The organism is Moorena sp. SIO1G6 (assembly GCF_010672795.1).
GTDB classification, from domain to species: domain Bacteria; phylum Cyanobacteriota; class Cyanobacteriia; order Cyanobacteriales; family Coleofasciculaceae; genus Moorena; species Moorena producens.
In genome coordinates this window covers 22,776-45,187 of the sequence record NZ_JAAHFZ010000014.1, presented here as the reverse complement: position 1 = coordinate 45,187, position 22,412 = coordinate 22,776, and the positions used below count along the sequence as shown (strand labels likewise).

The 22,412-nt window shown below is 44.4% G+C and carries 32 protein-coding genes; 1 reads left to right on the top strand and 31 read right to left on the bottom strand.

The features are described 5' to 3' along the window. Nucleotides 1–60: 60 nt before the first annotated feature. On the bottom strand, nucleotides 61–1,413 hold the full coding sequence (locus tag F6K63_RS15685) for an AAA-like domain-containing protein (RefSeq protein ID WP_008191148.1): 1,353 nt from the start codon (nucleotides 1,411–1,413) through the stop codon (nucleotides 61–63). A 657-nt stretch (nucleotides 1,414–2,070) separates the two neighbouring features. Here F6K63_RS15685 and F6K63_RS15680 point away from each other — a divergent pair. Further along, entirely contained in the window at nucleotides 2,071–3,987 is a 1,917-nt protein-coding gene (locus F6K63_RS15680; protein WP_287312633.1) for an adenylate/guanylate cyclase domain-containing protein, read from the top strand. Nucleotides 3,988–4,175: 188 nt separating this feature from the next. Here F6K63_RS15680 and prfA read toward each other — a convergent pair whose 3' ends face one another. The 30 genes from prfA to rplD form a co-directional block, all read right to left on the bottom strand. Then, the gene (gene prfA / locus F6K63_RS15675; RefSeq protein ID WP_287250425.1) at nucleotides 4,176–5,288 is read right to left on the bottom strand and encodes a peptide chain release factor 1; all 1,113 of its coding nucleotides are present in this window, start codon (nucleotides 5,286–5,288) and stop codon (nucleotides 4,176–4,178) included. Nucleotides 5,289–5,508: 220 nt separating this feature from the next. Then, nucleotides 5,509–5,757 (bottom strand): 50S ribosomal protein L31, encoded by a 249-nt coding sequence (gene rpmE / locus F6K63_RS15670; RefSeq protein ID WP_008191155.1) that lies wholly within the window; start codon nucleotides 5,755–5,757, stop codon nucleotides 5,509–5,511. Between the two features lie 336 nt (nucleotides 5,758–6,093). Continuing rightward, a complete protein-coding gene (rpsI, locus tag F6K63_RS15665; RefSeq protein WP_008191157.1) occupies nucleotides 6,094–6,507 on the bottom strand; it encodes a 30S ribosomal protein S9 in 414 nt (137 codons plus the stop codon). A gap of 5 nt (nucleotides 6,508–6,512) precedes the next feature. Next, on the bottom strand, nucleotides 6,513–6,962 hold the full coding sequence (rplM, locus tag F6K63_RS15660; RefSeq protein WP_008191159.1) for a 50S ribosomal protein L13: 450 nt from the start codon (nucleotides 6,960–6,962) through the stop codon (nucleotides 6,513–6,515). Between the two features lie 214 nt (nucleotides 6,963–7,176). After that, entirely contained in the window at nucleotides 7,177–8,010 is an 834-nt protein-coding gene (gene truA / locus F6K63_RS15655) for a tRNA pseudouridine(38-40) synthase TruA (protein WP_008191161.1), read from the bottom strand. 61 nt (nucleotides 8,011–8,071) lie between these two features. After that, nucleotides 8,072–8,422 carry a 50S ribosomal protein L17 gene (rplQ, locus tag F6K63_RS15650; protein WP_008191162.1) on the bottom strand — a complete coding sequence of 117 codons (351 nt, stop codon included), beginning with the start codon at nucleotides 8,420–8,422 and terminating at the stop codon, nucleotides 8,072–8,074. 102 nt (nucleotides 8,423–8,524) lie between these two features. After that, entirely contained in the window at nucleotides 8,525–9,469 is a 945-nt protein-coding gene (locus F6K63_RS15645; protein WP_008191164.1) for a DNA-directed RNA polymerase subunit alpha, read from the bottom strand. Nucleotides 9,470–9,612: 143 nt separating this feature from the next. After that, the gene (gene rpsK / locus F6K63_RS15640) at nucleotides 9,613–10,005 is read right to left on the bottom strand and encodes a 30S ribosomal protein S11 (protein WP_008191167.1); all 393 of its coding nucleotides are present in this window, start codon (nucleotides 10,003–10,005) and stop codon (nucleotides 9,613–9,615) included. Between the two features lie 186 nt (nucleotides 10,006–10,191). Then, nucleotides 10,192–10,575: a 30S ribosomal protein S13 gene (gene rpsM / locus F6K63_RS15635; RefSeq protein WP_008191169.1), complete on the bottom strand. Its 384-nt coding sequence runs from the start codon at nucleotides 10,573–10,575 to the stop codon at nucleotides 10,192–10,194. A gap of 71 nt (nucleotides 10,576–10,646) precedes the next feature. Continuing rightward, on the bottom strand, nucleotides 10,647–10,760 hold the full coding sequence (rpmJ, locus tag F6K63_RS15630; protein ID WP_071986986.1) for a 50S ribosomal protein L36: 114 nt from the start codon (nucleotides 10,758–10,760) through the stop codon (nucleotides 10,647–10,649). A gap of 101 nt (nucleotides 10,761–10,861) precedes the next feature. Next, nucleotides 10,862–11,086 (bottom strand): translation initiation factor IF-1, encoded by a 225-nt coding sequence (infA, locus tag F6K63_RS15625; RefSeq protein WP_008191178.1) that lies wholly within the window; start codon nucleotides 11,084–11,086, stop codon nucleotides 10,862–10,864. Between the two features lie 330 nt (nucleotides 11,087–11,416). Next, the gene (locus F6K63_RS15620; protein ID WP_008191180.1) at nucleotides 11,417–11,980 is read right to left on the bottom strand and encodes an adenylate kinase; all 564 of its coding nucleotides are present in this window, start codon (nucleotides 11,978–11,980) and stop codon (nucleotides 11,417–11,419) included. Between the two features lie 124 nt (nucleotides 11,981–12,104). Continuing rightward, the gene (secY, locus tag F6K63_RS15615) at nucleotides 12,105–13,445 is read right to left on the bottom strand and encodes a preprotein translocase subunit SecY (protein ID WP_008191183.1); all 1,341 of its coding nucleotides are present in this window, start codon (nucleotides 13,443–13,445) and stop codon (nucleotides 12,105–12,107) included. Nucleotides 13,446–13,489: 44 nt separating this feature from the next. After that, a complete protein-coding gene (gene rplO, locus F6K63_RS15610; protein ID WP_008191185.1) occupies nucleotides 13,490–13,939 on the bottom strand; it encodes a 50S ribosomal protein L15 in 450 nt (149 codons plus the stop codon). A 107-nt stretch (nucleotides 13,940–14,046) separates the two neighbouring features. Continuing rightward, nucleotides 14,047–14,568, bottom strand: a complete 522-nt coding sequence (gene rpsE / locus F6K63_RS15605) for a 30S ribosomal protein S5 (RefSeq protein ID WP_008191187.1) — start codon at nucleotides 14,566–14,568, stop codon at nucleotides 14,047–14,049. A gap of 114 nt (nucleotides 14,569–14,682) precedes the next feature. After that, entirely contained in the window at nucleotides 14,683–15,045 is a 363-nt protein-coding gene (gene rplR / locus F6K63_RS15600) for a 50S ribosomal protein L18 (RefSeq protein ID WP_008191189.1), read from the bottom strand. 3 nt (nucleotides 15,046–15,048) lie between these two features. After that, the gene (gene rplF, locus F6K63_RS15595; protein ID WP_287312631.1) at nucleotides 15,049–15,588 is read right to left on the bottom strand and encodes a 50S ribosomal protein L6; all 540 of its coding nucleotides are present in this window, start codon (nucleotides 15,586–15,588) and stop codon (nucleotides 15,049–15,051) included. Between the two features lie 262 nt (nucleotides 15,589–15,850). Beyond that, on the bottom strand, nucleotides 15,851–16,252 hold the full coding sequence (rpsH, locus tag F6K63_RS15590) for a 30S ribosomal protein S8 (RefSeq protein ID WP_287312629.1): 402 nt from the start codon (nucleotides 16,250–16,252) through the stop codon (nucleotides 15,851–15,853). Between the two features lie 23 nt (nucleotides 16,253–16,275). After that, on the bottom strand, nucleotides 16,276–16,821 hold the full coding sequence (gene rplE / locus F6K63_RS15585) for a 50S ribosomal protein L5 (RefSeq protein ID WP_008191199.1): 546 nt from the start codon (nucleotides 16,819–16,821) through the stop codon (nucleotides 16,276–16,278). Nucleotides 16,822–16,917: 96 nt separating this feature from the next. Then, on the bottom strand, nucleotides 16,918–17,280 hold the full coding sequence (gene rplX / locus F6K63_RS15580) for a 50S ribosomal protein L24 (protein WP_287248919.1): 363 nt from the start codon (nucleotides 17,278–17,280) through the stop codon (nucleotides 16,918–16,920). Continuing rightward, on the bottom strand, nucleotides 17,280–17,648 hold the full coding sequence (gene rplN / locus F6K63_RS15575) for a 50S ribosomal protein L14 (protein ID WP_008191203.1): 369 nt from the start codon (nucleotides 17,646–17,648) through the stop codon (nucleotides 17,280–17,282). Before rplN ends, rplX begins: the two co-directional genes overlap by 1 nt. A 152-nt stretch (nucleotides 17,649–17,800) precedes the next feature. Next, the gene (gene rpsQ / locus F6K63_RS15570; RefSeq protein ID WP_008191205.1) at nucleotides 17,801–18,049 is read right to left on the bottom strand and encodes a 30S ribosomal protein S17; all 249 of its coding nucleotides are present in this window, start codon (nucleotides 18,047–18,049) and stop codon (nucleotides 17,801–17,803) included. Nucleotides 18,050–18,057: 8 nt separating this feature from the next. Further along, nucleotides 18,058–18,342, bottom strand: coding sequence for a 50S ribosomal protein L29 (rpmC, locus tag F6K63_RS15565; protein WP_008191208.1), 285 nt, complete (start codon nucleotides 18,340–18,342; stop codon nucleotides 18,058–18,060). A 3-nt stretch (nucleotides 18,343–18,345) separates the two neighbouring features. Beyond that, entirely contained in the window at nucleotides 18,346–18,765 is a 420-nt protein-coding gene (gene rplP / locus F6K63_RS15560) for a 50S ribosomal protein L16 (RefSeq protein WP_044495712.1), read from the bottom strand. An 85-nt stretch (nucleotides 18,766–18,850) separates the two neighbouring features. Continuing rightward, entirely contained in the window at nucleotides 18,851–19,576 is a 726-nt protein-coding gene (gene rpsC / locus F6K63_RS15555; protein ID WP_287312628.1) for a 30S ribosomal protein S3, read from the bottom strand. Nucleotides 19,577–19,652: 76 nt separating this feature from the next. Then, entirely contained in the window at nucleotides 19,653–20,012 is a 360-nt protein-coding gene (rplV, locus tag F6K63_RS15550; RefSeq protein ID WP_287312627.1) for a 50S ribosomal protein L22, read from the bottom strand. 50 nt (nucleotides 20,013–20,062) lie between these two features. Beyond that, complete coding sequence (gene rpsS, locus F6K63_RS15545; RefSeq protein ID WP_008191216.1) at nucleotides 20,063–20,338, bottom strand: 30S ribosomal protein S19; 276 nt, start codon at nucleotides 20,336–20,338, stop codon at nucleotides 20,063–20,065. Between the two features lie 111 nt (nucleotides 20,339–20,449). Beyond that, complete coding sequence (gene rplB / locus F6K63_RS15540) at nucleotides 20,450–21,313, bottom strand: 50S ribosomal protein L2 (protein ID WP_070390685.1); 864 nt, start codon at nucleotides 21,311–21,313, stop codon at nucleotides 20,450–20,452. Nucleotides 21,314–21,436: 123 nt separating this feature from the next. Then, complete coding sequence (locus F6K63_RS15535; protein WP_070390686.1) at nucleotides 21,437–21,739, bottom strand: 50S ribosomal protein L23; 303 nt, start codon at nucleotides 21,737–21,739, stop codon at nucleotides 21,437–21,439. Further along, nucleotides 21,732–22,364 (bottom strand): 50S ribosomal protein L4, encoded by a 633-nt coding sequence (gene rplD, locus F6K63_RS15530; protein WP_287312625.1) that lies wholly within the window; start codon nucleotides 22,362–22,364, stop codon nucleotides 21,732–21,734. The genes F6K63_RS15535 and rplD overlap by 8 nt, the downstream gene beginning before the upstream one ends. Between the last annotated feature and the right edge of the window lie 48 nt (nucleotides 22,365–22,412).

The window sequence follows — 22,412 nt, the reverse complement described above, 5'->3', positions numbered from 1 at the left end:
ATTACTCAAGCCATTAGTAATTAGTAACGTAAGCCATAGATTAACCTTAAACCTTAAACCTTAAACCTTAAACCTTAAACCTTCAACCTTCAACATATCAAGGTGTTCTAAAAAATACTGACGATATAAATTACAACAGAGTGTGACTTGATTTCTCTGAACACTCACCAAACCCATACTCTGTAACTTATAGATACTGATTGGATCTAGTTCAACTCCCCTATCTGCTATAACCACCTGTTTAAGAGTAGTAGCTAAATCAGGATTTGCCCTGAGTACACTCAAGTGTTGCCGCAAATAGTCACTATAAATTCCCGTAGCAGTAGCTGCTTCAGCGAGTAATTGTTCTAGGCTAATGTTATGATAAGCCAAATGATAGAGAGCAAGCTGCACTAATCCCGGATGTCCTCCCACCATAGCCATCAGTTTCTCAGCAGCTTCACTATTTGACCAATGTAATCTATAAAGCTGCGCTAACTGCTGGATTTGCTGTTTGTTAAACTCGGGTAACTTAATCGGTAATCCCACATTAAACGGAGATTGGGAAGTTTCCAGAGCAACATAAATTTCTGTCGAGTAAACCACAATCACCCGCAGCTTTCGCCACACCGGTAGTTGTTTAGCTTCCTCATGCCAAGAGCGCAATAAGGGCAAAAAATCTTTAGCAGTTTGGGCATGCTCAAACAGGTGATGAACTTGATCCATTGCCAAAACGAGGGGATGGTGTATTTTTTCTAGGATATGTTCTTGTAAGTAACTCATACAGCTGACCTTACTGCCTAGGTCTTTATCCCAATAGTCATCCAGTTGGTGGGGAAGCTGGAGTTGGTAACTGACGTTAACACATAACCAGCGCAATAGCCGGTCTAAATTACTTAAAATTGCGGTTTCGGCTTGGTCAAAATTGAGGTATACTCTGTGATATTGTTTTTCTCTTGCCTGGTCTAATATTCGCAGCAGCAAAGAGGTTTTTCCTGTCTCTTTTGGTCCTGTAATCCGGAGCAAACTCCCAGGTTGCTGGATGGCTTGATAGCAAAGCTCTTCAATAGGAGGACGCTTTATATAAAGCTGAGATGGTAGGGGAAGTGCTCCACTGGGAAATTCAGCAATTTGACGTAGGCATTGACGGCGGTAATATTGCTCAATTATCTCTTGATAGTAGGGAGTAATCGGGGTTGTCTCCAGGGTGTTCCGGAAATTGGTCTTGGTGATCGCTTTGCCAAAAATATCTCCCAGTAATCGCCACAACTTATAGGCAGTCTTTCTGAGGTATTCAGGACCATAGTGTGCTTCGATCGCCATATCGGTATAGGTTTTTCCTTCCCAGGCTTGGTGCAGTATCCATTCCTGAAGTGGAGTCAACTTGATTTTCTCAACACTTTTGAGGATGTCAAGTACCTGATCAATAGTCATCACTAACAGTTCCCCAATATCTCAAACGACACTTTAGCGCTTTCTAACAAGGCAGACAATTAATTTAGGTTGATTCAGTGATTAAACTGGCTACACTTGCTAATTGACAAATACATACTATTATGTATAGTGCTGACATGCCTATCAAATGGTTGTCTTGGGATAGTTGACAAATAACTTATTTAAGGGGAATAATTCGGTTTTAGGTATATTCTAAGGGATTCGGGGTTAATTGAGTGGGTTAATCCGATAAATTTCCAGCAGACTGGGTCAATAGTGTAGCCAAATTTTAAAAGCAATTGGCTACATTTTTGTGTTGACGGTAGAGGATACTATCGCCACAATGCTATATGTTGCTCCAACAAATAGAGCTTGTCTGCTAAATCCATAGGTTGAGATAAGTCGGTTGCTATAAATAAAGGAAATATGTAGATTTTTTGTGGTTTACTGTTGATGTATTACTCTTAGTAATAAATGCTCAATGAATAATATTTTAGCGACTAATAGTTTATCTTTAATTACAGCTACAGCCACTGATTTACTTCAATAAATTAATAAGCAGGCAACCTTTTGGTGTGACTATCAAAACTATATAATAATTAATTGCCGCCAGGCATTAATTTAACTAATTCAATATGATTTTGCAGATAATTTGGCATGACAAACCCATTAATAATTATTTGTATTGATAATGATCCATCAGTTCTCAATAGCCTAAAAACATCTCTAGGTAAGACTCTCGGCAAAGAACATCTGATTGAAAATTTTGAAGGGAGTAAAGGGGTTGTCAAGTTAGTCGAAGAGTTGCGCCATGATGAGTCTGAAGTTGCTTTAGTTTTGGCTGGTGCTGTTATCCCTGATCTAAAAGGGGATGACTTATTAAACATAGCTTATTTTTTCTCTAACCAAACTATCAAAATTATGCTGACGGATGATCTGGATTTGGAAGGGACAGCCAAGGCAATTCGGTATGCAAAGTTATATCGTTACCTAGGCAAGCCTTGTCCATCTGAAGACCTTAAATTGACAGTCATAGAAGCCATACATAGTTATCTTCTTGAGGAAACATTGAAGGCACAAAATCGCCAACTTCAGGAACTCAATCAGCACTTGGAAAAAATAATCTGTGATCAAGCAGCACAGATTTCAGAATATACTACAGCACCAGAACAAGCTAATCAAGAGTGGCAGCACCTGAGTTCTATAAACCGTCAGCAAGCTGTCCTAGTTGACGAACTGCTAGAGAAGCAGTATCAATTGACCCAGTTCCTAGAAAGGATGCCTGTGGGTGTGGCTGTGTTTAATGATAAGGGGATACTAGAATTCCTCAATTATAAGGCGCGGCAGTTATTCGGAAAGGGAGTCGTGCCATTAACTACAGTTGAGCAAATGCCAGAGGTTTATCAACTTTATGTTGCCGGAACCAATCAGCTATACTTTGCTGAAAAATTAGTTGCTGTAAAGGCCTTAAAAGGTGAAAACTCCACCCTCGATGATATTGAAATCCACCAAGAAGACAAAATTCTCCCTATAGAAAGTTGGGGAACACCTATCTTTAATGAATTGGGTAACATTGCCTATGCTATCGTTGCCTTTCATGATATCACCCAACGCAAAAAAGCAGAAGCAGAACACCTACGCTTGATGCAGGAATTCTCGCAAGTTAATCAAGCTTATGAAAGCTTTGTTCCCCATCAGTTTCTCCAGTTATTGAACAAACCAAGCATTGTCGATGTTCAATTAGGGGATCATGTTCAGCAAGAGATGTCGGTGCTATTTTCCGATATTCGCTCCTTTAGCACCCTCTCGGAAAGTATGACACCTGAGGAAAATTTTGAATTTATCAATACCTATCTTTCTCGTATGGAATCTGTCATCACTGAAAATCATGGCTTTATTGATAAATACATGGGGGATGGGATTATGGCTCTGTTTAACGAAAGTGCTAATCATGCGGTCAACGCCGGAATTGCTCTGCTCACATCCCTAGCTGACTATAATCAATCTCGGCGAAGCTCAGGACACCCAGCCATCACCGTTGGCATTGGCATCAATACTGGTTCCTTGATGTTAGGAACAGTGGGAGGAAAAAATCGGATGGATAGCACTGTCATCAGCGATGGGGTTAATTTAGCGTCTCGTTTAGAAGAATTAACGAAACCTTATGGGGTGCCATTATTAATCACTCACCATACTTATTGGAAGTTAGATAATCCCTTAGCTTATGCCATTCGCTTGATTGATCGGGTACCAGTGAAGGGCAAATCCGAAATGGTGACAGTTTATGAAATCTTTGATGCCGATGAACCGCAATTGCGAGAGGGCAAGTTAATTACTCGCAGCAAATTTGAACAAGCCTTGGTGCTTTATAATCTGCGTTATTTCTCCAAGGCATCAGTTCTGTTTCAGGAATGTCTACGCTTGAATCCAGGAGATAGTGTAGCACAAATTTATCTTGGACAATGTCAACTTCATACTCGCCTCTCTGGAGTGACTAAAATCAAGCAACCATTAAAATCTAGTTTACAAAATTTTGATTATGATGTAATATACAAACCTAACAACAAACTGTAGTCTTCGAGTCTGGGCTTCACTTTGATTAAATCCAGATCAGGTAAGGCTTTTAGGTAAGCGCGATTGACCAAAGGTCACGCTACGCGAACGCTCTTTTTGTGACAAATGCGGCTAATACCGCAATCAATTCCATCAGAATCCCACGCTAAAAACGTAGTGTTAGCGTGGGAGAGTCACCTAACTTGGTATCAATTTAAAGATTGACCGTTGGATGTTGAAGATGCCAATTTTTCCAATTGCTCCTGCTGGTCTTGGCTAATGCAAGCTTGAATCAATCCCTCCAAGTCCCCCTCCAGCAAAGGAGCGAGGGAATAATTTTGACCCAGTCGGTGATCGGTAACCCGATTATCTTTGTAGTTGTAGGTACGGATTTTCTCAGAACGAGCCCCTGTACCAACTTGGGCACGCCTGATCGAGGTCACCGCTTCTTGCTGTTCCTGTAACTTGATCTCGTACAGCTTAGCCCGGAGAATTTGCATAGCTCGCTCTCGGTTTTGCAGCTGAGATCGTTCTTCTGTACAGAAAATGCGAATTCCTGTAGGCTTGTGGTATAAATCAACTGCCGTTTCCACTTTGTTTACGTTCTGACCACCAGCACCACCCGAACGGGCTGTAGAAATTTCGATCTCCTTGGGGTCAATCTCCACATCCACCTCATCAACTTCCGGCATCACGGCTACCGTTGCTGTTGAGGTGTGAACTCTACCGCCAGCCTCAGTTACAGGTACTCGTTGGACTCGATGAACCCCAGCTTCAAACTTCAGCTTGCTGTAAACTTGCTCTCCCTGAATTTCTAATATCGCCTCTTTGAAGCCTCCCATATCCGCCAGAGACTCACTCAATAACTTTACTCGCCAGTTTTGACTTTCGGAATAGCGTGAGTACATCCGTACCAAGTCCCCTGCCCAGATACTTGCTTCATCGCCACCAGTTCCTGCCCGAATCTCCAGCATGATATTCTTTTCATCATTTGGGTCTTTGGGCAAGAGTAATATTTTAAGTTCTCTTTCCAGATGCTCTACCTTGGTCTGGAGTTCCTCAACTTCCAGAGCTGCCATTTCTTGCATTTCTGGCTCACCAGTGGATTCTTTGAGGATTTGCCTTGCTCCTGCCAAATCCTCTTGGGTTTTCTTCCAGTTGTCGTAAGTAGCAACAACTTCTTCTAAGGAGGCACGAGCTTTTGCCACTCGTTGCAACTCATTGGGGTCAGTGGCGATATCTGGATCAGCCAGACGCCTTGTTAATTCATGGTAGGTTTGCTCGACAGAGTTTAGTTTTTCCAGCAGGTAGGTTTCAGCCATGGTTTATGCGATCGCTCTCTTGAAATAGCCTAAGAAGTTAGGAAGGATGAAGTATAAATTTATGAATTATGAAGTGGGAACTATTAAGTGGGAAGTTTAAGTCCTAACTGTTTATCAAGTTTTTAGTCAACCTTAAGTTAGCCATCGCTAAACCCATTTCATGGTTCATTCCTCCTGGTTCATCTTTTATCCTTCATCCTTCACCCTTGAACTTCAGGAGCTATTTCTTTGTCTCATCAGAGCTAGCTGTATTGTCTGCAGCATCCAGCATCCCATATTTCCGCATAAAGCGTTCAACTCGCCCTTCCGTATCAATAATTTTCTGGGTTCCTGTGTAGAAGGGATGATTACCAGACCAAACATCTACGTGAAGTTCTGGCTGAGTTGAGCCAACGGTCATCACAACTTCCCCGTTGCAATAGACTTTGGCTTCTGGGTACCACTCTGGGTGAATATCTGGTTTTGGCATAGTTCCTCCTTTGATTTCTATTTTACTATATATTTAGCTAATTTTTCATTCCTATTTGTTAAATTATGGTAATGATATGCGCTAAGCACACGCTACTTGAGGTGCTATCAGCCCCTTAGCAGTCAGCTTTTCAATCCTGTCAAACTTAGGCATGTGGCTTAATATTGCCCATAAATTAGCTATTGTGGACAACCCTTAATCAGCTAATTTATTAGCTGATTTATTATTGCTTTTAGCTAAAATTTTATTCGGAATGGCTGATAGCTGATAGCTAAGGTCTGAATGCTTACAAATTTTTAATTACCATGTTGAATTTTAAATTAGCCAGCTGATAATTTATCGCTTCGAGTATTGGGGGGCTTTCCGAGCTTTTTTCAAGCCATATTTCTTACGCTCTTTTGACCGTGGGTCACGAGTCAAGTAGCCTTCTATTTTAAGAGGTTGGCGGTTTTCTGGGTCTAGTTCGCACAAGGCTCTAGCCACCCCTAGACGCACAGCATCAGATTGTCCCGTTAAGCCACCACCGTGGGCATTGACTAGGATATCGTACTCATTTTCCAAACCTAAGGTTTCCAAAGGTGCTTTCAGGCTGGCTAGGTACATGGGGTTAAAGTTAAAGTAAGCGTCCCCTGGACGTTTATTAACAATCAACTGACCGCTACCGGGAACCAAACGGACTCTAGCAACTGATGACTTACGACGACCAGTTCCCCAGTAAACAGCGCGACCTGCTTGTTCTTCTGCTTGCATTAGTTTTAGCCTCCTGGAATTGTTTTAATAGTTAGTTCTTGGGGTTGTTGTGCTTCATGGGGATGGGTCTGACCAGTGTAAACTTTCAGCTTCTTGAAAAGTTGGCGACCCAGAGAGTTTTTAGGTAGCATACCCTTGACAGCTTTCTCGATAATTCTTTCGGGTATACGTGCTTGCAATTCGGCAAAGGTTTCTGTCTTCATACCGCCAGGACGACCGGAATGGCGGCGGTATAGTTTTTGGTCTCGTTTTCTGCCAGTTACCATAACTTTTTCGGCATTGACAACAATCACGAAGTCACCAGTATCCATGTGGGGAGTGTAAGTAGGTTTGTTCTTCCCCCGCAGAATAATGGCTATTTCACTGGCTAGTCGTCCTAGACGCTGGTTGGTGGCGTCTACAACGTACCACTTTTTTTCAATTGAGTCTTTAGTTGGTATGTGGGTTTTTTCCATCGGTTCAATCAATATCAGGTTTACGGTTGGGTTGAAAGGTTGTCTCTTGTAGCTTGGCCTTAAGGCCCACGCTACACAGGTTGTTCTAGCCCAAGGAGCCCTTGTCGGTTAGTAGGTTGACAGATTAAATTGAATGTTACTTATCTCTAGAAGTAGCCTTCAGGCTTGTTACCTGTCACCTTCACCCCCTCTTCAATCTTGTTACGTGTAGTCTTCAACCCGTCAATTGAGGTAATATAAATTTGGGTTGGGTATCATACCATATTTCTGGGAGAAAGGGGCATTCTGGGTAGCCAACCCTTAGCAAGCACAAGCCTTTGGCTGGAGAAGCGTGTTTCACCTTGTCCCGCTGTTGGTTAACCCAGATGTCAGTAAACTGTTCTGGGGTTAGCTTCCCTATTCCCACTTGTACTAGCATTCCTACCAACAGACGCACCATACCATATAGAAATCCGTTAGCTTGAATTTCTATATGAATAAATGGTCCATTGCGGTAACATTCGGCTGCTTGCACATTTACCCAGGAATGCGATCGCCCCGAGTTGCTTCGGTGAAAGGCTGCCAAGTGATGCTTACCCAGCAGTGGTTTTAAGGCTGCCTGGATCAGGGATTCATCAAGGGGAGCTTGATAATAGTGCCAACAAAAGGGTTGTACAAACAAGTTAGGGCAGGCGTCGGTATAGATTGTGTATCGATAACGACGCCAGATGGCACTAAACCGAGCATGCCAGTCTTGTGAAACTAATGCTGATGCTCGGACTAAGATATCCTCTGGCAGTCTACTATTGAGTATCGCTGCCCAGCGATGGGCTGGTATGGGACCTGTGGCATTAAAATGAGCGACTTGGGCAGCAGCGTGAACCCCTGTATCAGTACGACCAGCACCATATAGGGTTATGGCTCGCTGTTGCACGCTGGACAGAACTGTTTCGATTTCTGACTGAACACTGCGATGCTGGGGTTGTCGCTGCCAGCCATAAAAGTTATTACCCAGGTATTGAATAACCAGGGCAATTCGCTGGATAGCTTTAGCATCGTTGTCAGACATCATGGATTAAGGATTAACAATTGACATTTTTAATGGTTAATTGCTTTAATGGTTAATTGCCTCAGACTAGTTCAATAATAGATATTTCAGCATTATCACCACGACGCCGCACCGTGCGCAGAATTCGGGTATATCCGCCGTTGCGATCGCCATATCGCGCTTTAACCTCAGCAAATAGGGAGTGAACTAACTTTTTGTCGTAGAGATAGGCAATTGCCCTACGTCGGGATGCCAAGGAGCCATCCTTGGCCAGGGTAATCATTCGCTCCACCTCCGAACGAATGGCTTTTGCCCGAGCTTTAGTGGTAGTGATTCGACCATGACGCAGTAATTCAGTGGTCAGGGATCTCATCAGAGCCCGACGTTGATCTGCTGGCTTGCCCAGTTTTGGCACACGACGCCCGTGACGCATTTTTTAGCTTCCTCCTTTTTTTTGAACAAGATTTGCCTTTATTCCTAGGGTTTGGACTAGCTAATTGCTAATTGTCCAGTCCCTTAAGTTTAATTGTTGTGGTTAAGTCTTAGCGGATTTTTCGTGGGGCAGTGTAATTCCTAGACGTCGTTGCAGAGCTTCAATCACTTCTTCAGCCGACTTTTGACCAAAGTTTTTGATTTCTAGGAGGTCTTCCTGACTATAATCGAGCAAATCGGATACAGAGTTGATCTGTGCTCGTTTCAGGCAGTTGTAAGCCCGAACCGAGAGTTGTAATTCTTCGATCGGGATTTGGCTGGTCGGATCGTCATCATCACCATAGTCATCTTTAATAGATTCGAGATTAATATCCTTGAGAGGATTGAACAGATCCACCAGGGTCCCAGCCGCTTGAGATAAAGCTTCTTGGGGAGTTATACTACCATTGGTCCAGACCTCTAAAGTTAAGCGATCCTTTTCCAGAGCACCATCAATGCGAGTATTTTCAACGCTGTAATTTACTTTAGTCACCGGCATGAAAACAGAGTCAATCTGGAGGAAATCTACCGCTGTTGATTCATCATGCCCCCGTTCCACAGAGCGATATCCTGTACCCTTTTCGATGCGGAACTCCATTTCAAGCTTAGCCCCTTCTGCTAAAGTAGCAACATACTGACCTGGAGCAATAATTTCCACCTCCGAGGGCAAATCAAACTGAGCAGCTCTCACAGTGGATGGCCCAGTAATCATCACTCGACCTATCTGAGGTTGAGAGGTGTAGCTTTTGAGGACAACTTCCTTCATATTCAGCATAATTTCCAGGACATCCTCTCTGACTCCCTCAATTGTGGCAAACTCATTGTTTACGCCAGCAATCCTGACAGCCGTCACTGCTGCTCCTTCTAGGTTGGACAGCAAAACTCGTCTGAGGGCGTTGCCAACCGTTGTGCCTTGACCACGTTCGAGAGGCTCTAGGACAAATCTGCTATACTGACTTTGGTTCTTCAGTGTTTTGGATTCTACACACTCAATCTGAAACTGCGCCACAGAGTGACCTCCCTCTATTCATAAGACCCCTTTAACCGAATACAGGTTGAAGGGATAGTAAGCCAAAGGGTAAGGAGTTCCTTATGAACCTCCTCCTTTCAAGCTACTTTCCTTTCAACCTAACGGTCGCAAAAAATATACTCTTATACTCGACGCCGTTTGGGTGGACGGCAGCCGTTATGAGGAATTGGAGTTACATCCCTGATTAGGGTGATTTCCAGTCCGGCTCCTTGCAGGGCCCGAATAGCGGTTTCTCGACCTGCTCCTGGTCCACTCACCATCACTTCCACCTGACGCATACCTTGGTCTATGGCTCGTCGGGCAGCACTGTCAGCAGCGGTCTGAGCAGCGAAGGGAGTTCCTTTTTTTGCCCCCTTAAATCCACTAGAGCCAGCTGAAGCCCAAGAGACTACATCCCCTTTGGTGTCAGAAATGGTGACGATAGTATTATTGAACGTAGACTGGATGTATGCTATTCCATTGGGTACATTGCGTTTCTGCTTTTTTGTACCACCTTTTTTTGTTGGTCGCGCCATGTCACTTGACTTTACTCTATCGGTGATTGATTATCTTGGGGTTGAGTAACTTGAACAATTTTGTCCAAAGTCTTTTGTCCAAAGTCCTTTGTCCAAAGTGACTAACAGAAGGTCTCCTGGCAGTTACTTTTGACGAATGACCAATGACCACAAAGCTGTGGTGGATAGTTGAGCTGACTAGAGCTATTACTTCTTAGCCGGTGCTTTTTTCTTTCCAGCGATAGTCACTCGTCTACCGCGACGGGTACGGGCATTAGTGCGGGTTCGCTGTCCTCTCACGGGCAGTCCCATGCGATGACGACGTCCGCGATAGGTACCAATATCTACTAGGCGCTTGATGTTCATTGACTGCCAGCGCCTTAAATCCCCTTCCACCTGATAATTTTTTTCGACAGCTGCTCTGAGGGCAGCCACCTCAGCATCGGTCAAATCCTTAACCCTCGTATCTGGGTTAACTCCTGTTGCTGCTAAAATGTCTTTAGACCGCGACAGACCGATTCCATAAATGTAGGTCAGACCTATTTCTACACGTTTATCGCGAGGTAGGTCTACACTGGCAATCCGAGCCACGCTTGGTTCTCCCTTGACTGAAGTTTTGTGCTACAAATTAAATGTATGGATTAAGTGTATGGATTTGAGGTTTATCCCTGACGCTGTTTGTGTTTGGGATTCGGGCAAATCACCATAACTCGACCGTGGCGTCGAATCACGCGGCACTTTTCACACATTTTTCGGACAGATGGTCTAACTTTCATGCCTTTTTTTCTGGACAGAATGCAGTTGGTTATTATATCTTTTTTTTGGTTGACTTGTCAAATTTAACTTATTTTTCATAAAACAGAATCCGCTGCTAGTTTTACTTCTTACGCAGACGGTAGGTGATCCTGCCTTTGGTTAAATCGTAGGGGGTTAGTTCAACTTTGACCCGGTCTCCGGGCAGAATTTTGATGTAATTCCGACGGATTTTACCGGAAATATGAGCTAGGACATTAAAGCCATTGTCCAAGTCAACGCGAAACATGGCATTCGGCAGGGATTCAGTCACCGTGCCTTCCATTTCAATTAAGTCTTGTTTAGCCAAAGTGTTTTAACCTCAATACAACTATCCCCCTATGTTCTAAATTTTGATTATTTAATTCAGGGAGTCTTAACATATTTTATCAAATCCTAAATTATACCAACTAAACTAGTTTAAAACCAACTTTGGAGTAGCGCGGTCAGGGAAGCATTTTTCCCGTGGCCTAGCTCAAGGCATAGGTTACACCGGTCGAACCATTAGAATAACCATTAGTCTAAATTAGTCTAAGTATTAGGCTAGTGGTAAGGTATTCGCTACAATAGGGTCAGATGATGGCTTCCATGCCCCACGCAGGGGGTTTCCGCCCTTACGCATGGGCTTACCCTAAAATCATTACGCTAGAACCTGTTTAATCGATTCGGTGACTTGCTCTAAGGAGAGATCACCATTAATAGATTTTAAAGCTGAGTGTTCTCGGTAAAATTCCACCAAAGGAGCTGTTTGATGGTTATAGACCTCAAGACGTGTGCGGATAGTTTCCTCATTATCATCTGTACGTCCCTCCTTACGACCCCTTTCCAATAGTCTGTCGATCAAAACCTGATCTGGCACTTCTAGGTTGATGGCACCATCCAAAGTTTGGTCAAGCTCCTGCAACAGGTCATTCAAGAAATGGGCTTGGCTGACGTTACGGGGAAAACCGTCTAAAATCCAACCATTTTGAGCATCGGGTTGATTTAGGCGATCGCGGATCAGATCTATGAGCAACTCGTCAGGCACCAATTCTCCTTTATCCATATAGGACTGAGCTTTTTGACCCAGGAGGGTTTGAGCACTTACAGCCCCTCGCAAAATTTCCCCGGTGGAAATGTGAGGAATCCCTAGTTGTTCAGCCACAATTTTGGCTTGAGTTCCTTTACCTGCTCCTGGAGGTCCTAAAAAGATTAATCTCTTCATGTGTCATGTGTCATGGGTAATGTGTCAGTTGGTTTTTGTCCTAGGCAATGAACAACAACCAACTGACCCGAAAATTTGAGGCTCATCCACCTAAAAAAGCTGCTGCGCCCATTGCCCAATCGCTTTATTGCTTGACCATACCTTCGTAACGCTGGGAAATCACGTAGGTTTGAATTTGCTTGGCTGTGTCAATGGCAACCCCCACCAAAATCAGCAACGATGTGGCACCTAATCCCCTAAATGTGGTTACACCAGTGGCGCTTTCGACTGCAGTTGGTACTACAGCTACCAGTCCTAGGAAAATTGCTCCTAATAAGGTCAGTCGGTTCAAAACTCTCTCTATATATTCACTCGTAGCCCTTCCTGGTCGAATACCAGGGATACTCGCCCCCATTTTCTTCAAATTCTGGGACATATCTACTGGGTTTATAATCAGTGAGGCGTAGAAGTAGCTAAAGAACAAAATCAAGACTAAATAGACAGCAACATAGACCCAAGGAGTTTGACCATTGGGGTTGAGATAATTGGCAATCTGGATTAGGACTTGATTGATTGAGCCTAACAATCCATTGCTATTATCGCCACTAGTTATCCCAGCTAGGGATGTGGGTAGGATTAAGACGGCTGAGGCAAAGATAATTGGCATCACGCCACCTTGGTTTAACCTTAGGGGCAAATAATTTTTCCGCTCCCGGTAAAGGCGCTTACCAACTTGACGTCTGGCAGTAATAATCGGAATTCGTCGGCTGCCTTCTTGCACAAAGACAATACCAACAATCATGACTAGGAAAACTAACAGCAGCACAATTACCTTACCCACCGTTTCTCGACCCCCGGTCTGAGCCAGTTCAATGGTTTGACCCAAGGTGCGGGGCAAAACAGCAACAATATTGACAAAAATCAATAGTGAAGCTCCGTTGCCAATACCTCGTTCGGTAATTAACTCTGATAGCCACATCACAAACATAGAGCCAGCCGTGAGGGCAAGTACAGTTTCAAACACAAAGAATGCGCCTGGTTCAACAGCAAACCGCTGTGCCCACAACGATAAGCCAATACTTTGAATCACAGACCAGCCTAGGGCAACATAACGGGTAATCTGACCGATTTTTCGACGCCCTGCTTCACCTTCATTTTTCTGCAAATTTTCTAAAGCAGGAATTGCTGCCGTTAGCAGTTGTAGGATAATCGAAGCATTAATATAAGGCAAAATTCCCAAGGCAAAAATCCCTAGGGCGGAAAAACCACCACCAGAGAAAAAGTCCAAAAGACCTACAAACGGGCTATTCTGGAGTTCTGCTGAAAATCTGGCTCGATCAATTCCTGGTACAGGAAGAAAGACACCCAAGCGGGCTAAAATTAACAAACCAACGGTGACAAGCAGCCGACCTCTAAGGCCAGCCGCTTGAGCCATTTGCATAAACGTCTCTTGAGCAGTTGGGGCTTTGTCTCGACTGACAGTCATTTAAGGTACCTCTTGAAGATACAGGAGCATAAGGGCTAAAGGGGTTACTTAGCTATAACTTCCCAGCTGCCACCAGCCGCCTCGATTTTTTGGCGGGCACCACTTGTAAAGGCAGCAGCTTTTATATTGAGTGGCACATTCAGCTCCCCATCACCGAGTAGTTTCAATGGACCATCATTGGTGGTGACCACACCTGTCTCCAACAATGATTCCAAAGTTACCTCAGTATTGGCGGGAAGTGAGGCCAACTTACCTACGTTGATTGTAGTGTAATGTTTGGGGTTAATGACCGTAAAGTGTTTTAACTTGGGGATACGGCGATATAAGGGCATCTGACCCCCTTCAAAACCAGGTCTTGTCCCTCGACCTGAACGGGATTTTTGACCACGCATTCCAAAACCGCAGCTAGCCCCTTGACCAGCGGCAATGCCACGACCTACACGGCGTCGGCGCTTTTTGGAGCCTTTTTTTGGGACTGCATCATTGATTCTCATCGATCGTTTTTTGTAAGGGTGAAAATGTTTTTTTTAAGATTGACGGCTGACGCTAAACCGTCAACCTTGAGCATATTACTTTTATTTCTAGCTACCTGGTTTTTAATTTATGCATAGATTTGTTCAAGGGGAATGTCTCGTTCTTGAGCCACCTCTGAAAATGTGCGTAGGGAATCAAGAGAGTTGATTGCTGCTCTAGCATTATTGAGGGGGTTATTGGAACCAAGCTGTTTAGCTAAGACATTTTTAACTCCAGCTAACTCAAGTACTGTGCGCACAGCACCCCCAGCAATTACCCCAGTTCCGGGAGCAGCAGGTCGCATGATTACTTTGGCTCCCACCGCCCTACCTCTAGATGGGTGAGGAATGGAATTAGTTTTGGTTAAGGGTACATCAATGAGTTGCTTTTTGGCATCAGCAACTCCTTTACGGACAGCACCAATTACATCACTGGCTTTGCCTACACCAACCCCCACTTGACCTTTTTCATTACCTACAACTACGATGGCCCGGAAGCTCAACTTTTTGCCCCCTTTGACCACCTTACTAACGCGGCGGATTTGGATAACCCGCTCTTGCCAATTACTTTCTTTTTCTTTAGAGCGGTTGTTTTTTCTACGATTTGCCATAGTTCGCTAGAAATTAAATCATGATAGTAAGTATTCAAAGATTAGCTAATTTATAGTTGCTAATTTTTAACTGTTAATTTCAATTTTCAGTTGTTAATTGTCAATTAGCATTTACTAAAAATCTAGCCCTGCTTCACGAGCAGCTTCTGCTAAAGCTTTGACACGACCATGATATAGGTAGCCCCCACGGTCAAAGACCACTTTCTTGAGACCTTTTTCTAGTGCTCGCTGGGCCACCAACTGACCCACTTTAGCTGAGGCTTCACAAGTGGCTCCAGATTTGAGTTCAGATCTCAGAGCTGGTTCTAACGTTGAAGCTGCCACTATGGTATGTTGCTGATTGTCATCGATAACTTGCACATAAATGTGCTCATTAGAGCGAAATACAGCTAATCTTGGGCGTTCAGCAGTACCACTGACTTTCCGGCGTACCCGCCTATGTCTGTGTCGTATAGATTCTTTTCGAGTAAGTTTCATAGTTTACTTCTTACCTGCTTTACCAGCTTTACGTCTGACTATTTCACCGGCATATCGAATGCCTTTACCTTTATAGACTTCTGGGGGTCGAACTGCACGAATTTTTGCAGCTGTGTTGCCTACAACTTCTTTGTTGATGCCACTGACAATCACGTTGGTGTTGTTTTCAACTTTGACTTCAATCCCCTCAGGAGGAACGATCTCCACTGGCTTGCTGTAACCAACGTTTAAAATCAGATTACGACCCTGCACTTGAGCTCGATAACCGACTCCCTGAATGTCCAAACGTTTTTCAAACCCTTTGGAGACTCCCTCAATCATGTTGGCAACCAAAGTGCGAGACAAACCATGACTTTCACGGGCGGTTCGGGTTTCTTCGCGCCGGGAAACCTGTACAGTTTCACCAACTTGCTCAGCTTTAATTGTATCTGGCAAAACCCAATCCAGTTCACCTTTGGAACCTTTGACCTTCACCTGTTGACCGTCTATTGTTACAGTAACTTTACTGGGAATTGGTATAGGGCGCTTGCCAATACGTGACATAAAATTATCCTCCTAACTAAAGAAGTATGAAATATAAAGTATGAAGTATGAAGTATGAAGTATGTCATGAATTGGTTAATCAGCTAATCCGATCAATCCTAGGTTGGCCCAAGGACCGTTTGGCATATACTGAGCTGATTATTGCTCGAACTGATGCTCTAATCTACAGGGGCTTCCAGCTGATAGCTGGCAAGCCTAGATTTTTAAGTAGCGAGTCAGCTGACGGCTCTTAGTAGATCCTTCATCCTTCATGCTTCATCCTTTACCATACGTAACACAGAACTTCACCACCAATTCCCCGACGCCTTGCTTCCCTGTCGGTCATGATGCCATTAGAAGTAGAGATAATAGCAATCCCAATCCCTCCCAAGACTCTTGGCAGTTCTTTACGGTTGGAGTAAACTCGCAATCCAGGTTTACTCACCCGCTTCAGGGCTCTGATAATTGGTTTGCGATTGTTGCCCTTGTATTTTAGGGAAACAACTAAGTATTTTTTGACCCCTTCGCCTGTTTCCTCAAAATCAGTAATAAAGCCTTCTTCTTTGAGTACTTGGGCAATCGCCCGGGTCATTTTAGTTGATTGTACATTTGTTGTTTGATGCCGAACCAAGCAGGCATTTCTAATGCGGGTCAGCATATCTGCAATTGTGTCGTTTGCCGGCATTGTTCCTTCCTATGATTACAGGCTTATTTATCCCGGAAAGGCATTCCCATCTCTTTGAGTAAGGCGCGACCTTCTTCGTCAGTGTTGGCAGTGGTGACTATGGTAATATCCATACCACGAATCTGATCGATACTGTCGTAGTCTACTTCTGGAAAAATGAGTTGCTCTCGCACCCCAAGAGTGTAGTTACCACGACCGTCAAAGCTTCTAGGGCTAAGACCCCGAAAGTCCCGAATTCTTGGTAGGGCTAAGTTAATTAGCCGCTCTAGAAAGGAGTACATACGCTCTGAACGGAGGGTAACCGTGACACCAACAGGCATCCCGGCACGGATTTTAAAACCCGCGATCGCTTGTTTTGCTCGTGTGACCACCGGTTTTTGACCGGTGATTATGGCAATTTCGTTTACCGATGATTCCAGAGCCTTGGCATTTTGAGATGCCTCTCCTAATCCTCGGTTAAGACTAACTTTGACTAATTTCGGTACTTGATGAATGTTTTTGTAACCGAATTGCTCTTTTAATTTGGGGACTATTGTTTCCTGGTATAGGATTTTTAACCCTTTTGTCATAGTTTTTTTCCTTTGATTTCCCTGGGCTTGGTCAGGGCAATTGTCATTAGTTATTAGTCATTGGTCATTGACCATTAGCCATTAGTAACTGAATAATTAGTCAATAATCTCACCAGTTTTTTTGAGCATCCGCACCTTCCGACCATCGTCGGTAAAGGTATAGCAGATGCGGCTAGCAATTTTTTCTTTATTCGAGTAAAGCATAACGTTGGAGCTATGGATTGGAGCTTCAAACGTAGCAATTTGACCTTTCTCACCTTCTTGTTGAGGCTTGACATGCTTAGTTTTGACGTTAACTCCTTTGACTACTACCTTGCTAATTTTGGGTAGCGTCCGCAAAATTTCTCCAATTTTGCCTTTATCTCGACCGGCAATCACTTGTACCGTGTCGCCCTTTTTAACGTGCATTTTGTAGCGTAATGGGGTATCAGTTTGTGCCTTCTGGTGTTTAATTGGCATCAGAGTACCTCCGGAGCAAGGGATATAATTTTTGTGAAGTTTTTCTCTCGCAGTTCCCGCGCTACAGGGCCAAAAACGCGGGTACCTCTGGGATTGCCATCTGGGTTTATGATTACTGCTGCGTTGTCATCAAAGCGAATACTCATACCGCTTTCCCGACGTAGCCCCTTGCGGGTGCGCACAATCACAGCCCTAACTACATCTGACTTTTTGACCCCCATATTTGGAATGGCATCCTTGACCACACCAATAATTACATCACCAACACCGCCGTAGCGCCGATTTCCTGCACCAATAACGCGGATGCACATTATTTTTCTGGCTCCACTGTTGTCAGCAACGTTTAGGTAGCTCTCTTGTTGAATCATCAGTGTTCCTCCTCTAATAGAGTAATCAGTTATGAATTAAACGAGTTATGACTTAAACCTTGGGTTTGTTTCCAATTCCGAAAGGATTTTCTTCCTAGATCTCACGCACATTTGTAGGTCGTGGATAACCCACATCGACTAGGGTTAACTCGCTATTTTGAGGAACTACTGACGATTTCAGCAACCATCCAGCGTTTGGTACGACTCAGTGGTCGTGTTTCTCTAATCCGAACGCGATCGCCTTCTTTACATTTATTTTCCTCATCATGAGCTTTGTATCGCTTGGTACGCACAACAATTTTGCCGTACTTTGGGTGGGGAGACCTATTTTCAATAGCCACCACCACAGTTTTGTTCATTTTGTCGCTGACCACCAGGCCAACTCTCTCTTTTGCTGCCATACTATTCCTTATGCTTCTGATTCTGATTGTGGGGTATCACTTTGTTCTGATTGTGGGGTATCACTTTGTGAGGTATCGGTTGATTCTTTCTGTTTAGCGAGTTGGCGTTCTCGTTCTACTGTCATTAGCTGAGCGATTCGGTGCTTAAGATGCTTAAACTGGTGAGGTTTTTCTAAGCGTTTGGTTGCCTTTTGCAGGCGCAAGTCAAACAACTGACGCTTAGCTGCTAAGATTTCCTGCTCTAGTTCGGCATCGCTCAGGCTTCTAGCATCTTCTATCTTGGGCAGAGCCATAGCTTATACCTGTTCCCCTTCACGAGAAATGAACTTCAATTTAATGGGAAATTTGTTCGCAGCCAGACGCATGGCTTCCCGAGCCACCTCTTCGCTTACCCCAGCGATTTCATAGATAATCCGACCTGGTTTAACTACTGCTACCCAAAACTCTGGGGAACCTTTTCCAGAACCCATACGAGTTTCTGCTGGACGCATGGTGACTGGTTTATCTGGGAAAATTCTAATCCAGATTTTGCCACCACGACGAACGTAGCGGGTCATTGCCCGACGACCTGCTTCGATTTGGCGGGAGGTAATCCAAGCTGGTTCTGTGGCTTGCAGGGCATAATCACCAAAGTTAATGGTACTGCCACGAGTGGCCATACCCTTCATTCGTCCCCGGTGCTGTTTGCGATATTTTGTTCTTTTTGGACTTAACATAATTTGTTCTTTGTTAATTGAAAATCGAAAGTTGAAAACTGACAATTAACAAGCAAGCAATTTTCAAAATACTAGTGAGTCATTACTAGTCATTTGAGCGGTCTTCAAACTGCTGGCGGCGTTTTGGCTGACGGCGACGAGGTTGAGCTGTGTTAGGGGTAGGCTTTTCTTCTTGACCGGGAATCACTTCCCCTTTGAACACCCAAACTTTAATGCCCAAAATTCCATAAATGGTTTGGGCTGTTTTGTAGGCATAGTCAATATTTGCCCGGAGGGTATGGAGGGGCACTCGTCCTTCACGAGTCCACTCGGTTCGGGCAATTTCAGCTCCATTTAACCGACCACCTACCTGAACTTTAATGCCTTGGACATCAGCCCGCTGAGCCCGCTGAATTGCTTGACGAACCACTCGTCTGAAGGAAACTCTGCGCTCTAGCTGTTGAGCAATGTACTCGGCAATTAGGGTAGCATCTGCATCCACGCGTGATACTTCCACCACATTGATACGAATCTGACGATTGTTGCCCAGGGATTTTTGCAGACCGACACGCAAAGACTCAATACCACTGCCACCACGACCAACAACTACTCCAGGTCGAGCTGTATGAATTTCTAAATCAATCTGGTCAGCTTTGCGCTCAATCCGGATGTCGGAAATTCCAGCATTATTGAGGTTTTTGTCAACATATTGTCTGATTTGGTAATCTTCCTGCAACAGAAGCGGATAACGCTTTGAGTCGGCAAACCAGCGAGAGCGATGCTCTTGCGTGATACCTAGCCGAAAACCAATTGGATGTATTTTCTGTCCCACTGTTCTTTTCTTTCCCTATTATCTAGCCATAGCGCTATTAGTGTTCACCCTTGGTAATGCTCAATCAACTCACTAACTAATCATCTACTTCTGGAGATACAGCCACCGTGATATGACAGGTTGGCTTGCGAATCTGATAAGCACGACCTTGAGCTCTTGGTCGATAACGCTTCAAGCTTGGTCCCATATCCGCAACAGCTTTAGTGATGTATAAGCTAGCTGGGTCAATCCCTGCATTGTGTTCAGCATTGGCAACAGCGGATCGTAGTACTTTCAAGACTGGTTGACAAGCCCGGTAGGGCATGAATTCCAGAATGATCAGAGCTTCCCGATAGGAACGCCCCCGAATTTGGTCAAGTACTCGCCTCACTTTACTTGGAGACATCCGAATGTAGCGTGCGATCGCTTTAGTTTCTGCTGTAGTGTCTATCGCCATCGTTCCATCATTTGCTTTCTTTATAGCTACTAACTACTGAACTAATCACTTTAACGACGGGCCTTACCATCCTTAACATGTCCCCGAAATGTTCGAGTCGGGGCAAATTCGCCCAGCTTATGACCTACCATCTGCTCATTGATAAAAACTGGTACATGTGTCCGCCCGTTATGAACGGCAATGGTGTGACCAACCATCTGCGGCACAATGGTCGAGGCTCTTGACCAGGTTTTAATCACCTGTTTTTCGCCTTTAGCATTCAAGGTTTCAATCTTAGTCAGAAGACTATCGGCTATAAAAGGACCTTTTTTTAATGAACGACCCATAATTCAACGCTCGTTAGTTTTTAGTTGTTAGTTGGTAGTTAATAGTTGCTAGTTGGTAGTTAGTAATTGCTAGTTACAACCTTTAACCTGCTAACTTTAACGTTCAACTCCTTAAGAATCGCGACCGCCGCGCCCTCGCTTAGAGGATTTCCGCCTACGCCGGACAATTAAAGAACTACTTTGCTTTTTGACCTTACGAGTTTTGGCTCCCAAGGCTGGTTTCCCCCAGGGGGTCACTGGACCACTTCTACCAATAGGAGCTCTACCCTCACCACCGCCATGGGGGTGATCTACCGGGTTCATTACACTGCCCCTTACTTGGGGACGACGGCCTCTATGTCGATTGCGACCAGCTTTACCTAAACTCAAGTTTCTGGCTTCAACATTACCGACCTGTCCAATAGTGGCGTAGCATTCTTTACGCAACATCCTGACTTCACTAGAAGGCAGCTTTAGGGTGACATAGTCACCTTCTTTAGCTTGCACTTGAGCAGTTGCTCCGGCAGCACGGACAATCTGTGCTCCTCGCCCTGGGATCAGTTCAACGTTATGCACGTTGGTACCTAAGGGAATATCCTTTAGGGGTAAGGCATTGCCTATTTCGATGGGAGAGTCAGGCCCAGATATAATGGAGGACCCCACTTCCAAACCCACAGGATGCAGGATATATCGCTTTTCACCATCTTGATAGTAGAGCAGCGCAATCCTAGCATTCCGATTGGGGTCATACTCAATTGCTGCCACTTTTGCCGGAATATTGTGCTTATCCCGGCGGAAGTCAATTACCCTGTATAGACGTTTATGTCCGCCACCGCGATGGCGACAGGTAATAACACCGCGATTATTGCGACCTTTTTTACGATGCTTAGACTTGGTTAGGGATTTTTCTGGCTCAGTCCGAGTAATCTCAGCGAAGTCTGAGACAGTACCCTGACGAGTGCCTGGGGTGTATGGTCGATAGCTACGGATGCCCATAACAAGTATTTTTTACTTAGTTTGTCTTGACTAGTTTGTCTTGACTAGTTTGTCTTAACAATTGACAATCTACCAATTGGCAATTAACCAAATTAAGAATTAGCAATTAGCAATTAGCCAGTTTTATACGTCTGGGAATAGAGTAATCGAATCTCCTGGAGCTAGGGTAACAATCGCCCGTTTGTACTGGGTTTTGTAACCTACAAATTTTCCCACTCGACGCTTTTTCCGTGGCGGACGTAGGGTATTTACTGCCACCACTTTTACTTCAAAAAGACTTTCAATCGCGGCTCTAATTTGTGGCTTTGTCGCTTTGATAATCACATCAAATACATACTTGTTCTGCTCCATCAGTAGGGTCGCCTTTTCAGTCACAATTGGCCGAATCACCAAATCAGCAAGGTCACGGGGGTTATACTCAGTCATTGTAAACCTCCTGAATTTTGGCAAGAGCCGTGTTAGTGGTCACGATTTTATCAGCGGCCAGGATATCATAGGTATTCAAGTTGGTGGCATAAATCAACTTGACAGTTGCTAGGTTACGGACTGACAAATAAACCTTTTCTTCTGGCTGAGCTAGGATTATGAGAACTTTTGACTCAGGCTCAATTCCCCACCGATCAATTGCTGCCACCACATCCTTGGTCTTGGGTCGTGGTAGTTGTTCAACAAATTCCTCTACCACAATCAAATCCTCTGCTCGACTCATAAACGCTGTTCTTAGAGCCAAGCGACGCTCTTTGCGGTTCATTTTCTGGCTATAGTCTCTGGGTTTCGGACCAAAGATTACACCACCACCACGCCATAGGGGTGAACGATTCGAACCAGCACGAGCACGACCGGTTCCCTTTTGTCGCCAAGGTTTGCGTCCTCCACCTCTAACTTCGGAACGAGTTTTTGTACAAGCATTGCCTTGACGAGCATTGGCCATTTGTCTCACCAGTGACCGGTGAACAATGTGGGCAGCGTTTTCTTCTTTGGCAACTCGCATCTCGAGTGTTGCCTGCCCTACTTCTTCCCCTTGCCAGTTTCGCACTGAACAATCTACCATTTGTTCTCTCCTTCTTAGCGAGCAAGCGTTTAGCAATTAGCTGTTAGC

Excerpts from the sequence above, each read along its gene's own strand:
- rpsI (WP_008191157.1), bottom strand. The coding sequence starts at position 6,507 with ATGCAAGCAGAAGAACAAGCAGGTCGCGCTGTTTACTGGGGAACTGGT.
- rplM (WP_008191159.1), bottom strand. The coding sequence starts at position 6,962 with ATGGAAAAAACCCACATACCAACTAAAGACTCAATTGAAAAAAAGTGG.
- rpsK (WP_008191167.1), bottom strand. The coding sequence starts at position 10,005 with ATGGCGCGACCAACAAAAAAAGGTGGTACAAAAAAGCAGAAACGCAAT.
- F6K63_RS15620 (WP_008191180.1), bottom strand. The coding sequence starts at position 11,980 with ATGAAGAGATTAATCTTTTTAGGACCTCCAGGAGCAGGTAAAGGAACT.
- rplO (WP_008191185.1), bottom strand. The coding sequence starts at position 13,939 with ATGAGAATCAATGATGCAGTCCCAAAAAAAGGCTCCAAAAAGCGCCGA.
- rplQ (WP_008191162.1), bottom strand. The coding sequence starts at position 8,422 with ATGCGTCACGGGCGTCGTGTGCCAAAACTGGGCAAGCCAGCAGATCAA.
- F6K63_RS15685 (WP_008191148.1), bottom strand. The coding sequence starts at position 1,413 with ATGACTATTGATCAGGTACTTGACATCCTCAAAAGTGTTGAGAAAATC.
- rplE (WP_008191199.1), bottom strand. The coding sequence starts at position 16,821 with ATGACAAAAGGGTTAAAAATCCTATACCAGGAAACAATAGTCCCCAAA.
- rpmE (WP_008191155.1), bottom strand. The coding sequence starts at position 5,757 with ATGCCAAAACCAGATATTCACCCAGAGTGGTACCCAGAAGCCAAAGTC.
- rplN (WP_008191203.1), bottom strand. The coding sequence starts at position 17,648 with ATGATTCAACAAGAGAGCTACCTAAACGTTGCTGACAACAGTGGAGCC.
- secY (WP_008191183.1), bottom strand. The coding sequence starts at position 13,445 with ATGACTGTCAGTCGAGACAAAGCCCCAACTGCTCAAGAGACGTTTATG.
- rplP (WP_044495712.1), bottom strand. The coding sequence starts at position 18,765 with ATGTTAAGTCCAAAAAGAACAAAATATCGCAAACAGCACCGGGGACGA.
- rplR (WP_008191189.1), bottom strand. The coding sequence starts at position 15,045 with ATGAAACTTACTCGAAAAGAATCTATACGACACAGACATAGGCGGGTA.
- prfA (WP_287250425.1), bottom strand. The coding sequence starts at position 5,288 with ATGGCTGAAACCTACCTGCTGGAAAAACTAAACTCTGTCGAGCAAACC.
- rpmC (WP_008191208.1), bottom strand. The coding sequence starts at position 18,342 with ATGGCTCTGCCCAAGATAGAAGATGCTAGAAGCCTGAGCGATGCCGAA.
- truA (WP_008191161.1), bottom strand. The coding sequence starts at position 8,010 with ATGTCTGACAACGATGCTAAAGCTATCCAGCGAATTGCCCTGGTTATT.
- rpsE (WP_008191187.1), bottom strand. The coding sequence starts at position 14,568 with ATGGCAAATCGTAGAAAAAACAACCGCTCTAAAGAAAAAGAAAGTAAT.
- rplB (WP_070390685.1), bottom strand. The coding sequence starts at position 21,313 with ATGGGCATCCGTAGCTATCGACCATACACCCCAGGCACTCGTCAGGGT.
- F6K63_RS15535 (WP_070390686.1), bottom strand. The coding sequence starts at position 21,739 with ATGACTGAGTATAACCCCCGTGACCTTGCTGATTTGGTGATTCGGCCA.
- rplX (WP_287248919.1), bottom strand. The coding sequence starts at position 17,280 with ATGCCAATTAAACACCAGAAGGCACAAACTGATACCCCATTACGCTAC.
- rplD (WP_287312625.1), bottom strand. The coding sequence starts at position 22,364 with ATGGTAGATTGTTCAGTGCGAAACTGGCAAGGGGAAGAAGTAGGGCAG.
- rplF (WP_287312631.1), bottom strand. The coding sequence starts at position 15,588 with ATGTCACGTATTGGCAAGCGCCCTATACCAATTCCCAGTAAAGTTACT.
- rplV (WP_287312627.1), bottom strand. The coding sequence starts at position 20,012 with ATGGCGATAGACACTACAGCAGAAACTAAAGCGATCGCACGCTACATT.
- F6K63_RS15680 (WP_287312633.1), top strand. The coding sequence starts at position 2,071 with ATGACAAACCCATTAATAATTATTTGTATTGATAATGATCCATCAGTT.
- rpsS (WP_008191216.1), bottom strand. The coding sequence starts at position 20,338 with ATGGGTCGTTCATTAAAAAAAGGTCCTTTTATAGCCGATAGTCTTCTG.
- rpmJ (WP_071986986.1), bottom strand. The coding sequence starts at position 10,760 with ATGAAAGTTAGACCATCTGTCCGAAAAATGTGTGAAAAGTGCCGCGTG.
- rpsQ (WP_008191205.1), bottom strand. The coding sequence starts at position 18,049 with ATGGCAGCAAAAGAGAGAGTTGGCCTGGTGGTCAGCGACAAAATGAAC.
- rpsH (WP_287312629.1), bottom strand. The coding sequence starts at position 16,252 with ATGCCGGCAAACGACACAATTGCAGATATGCTGACCCGCATTAGAAAT.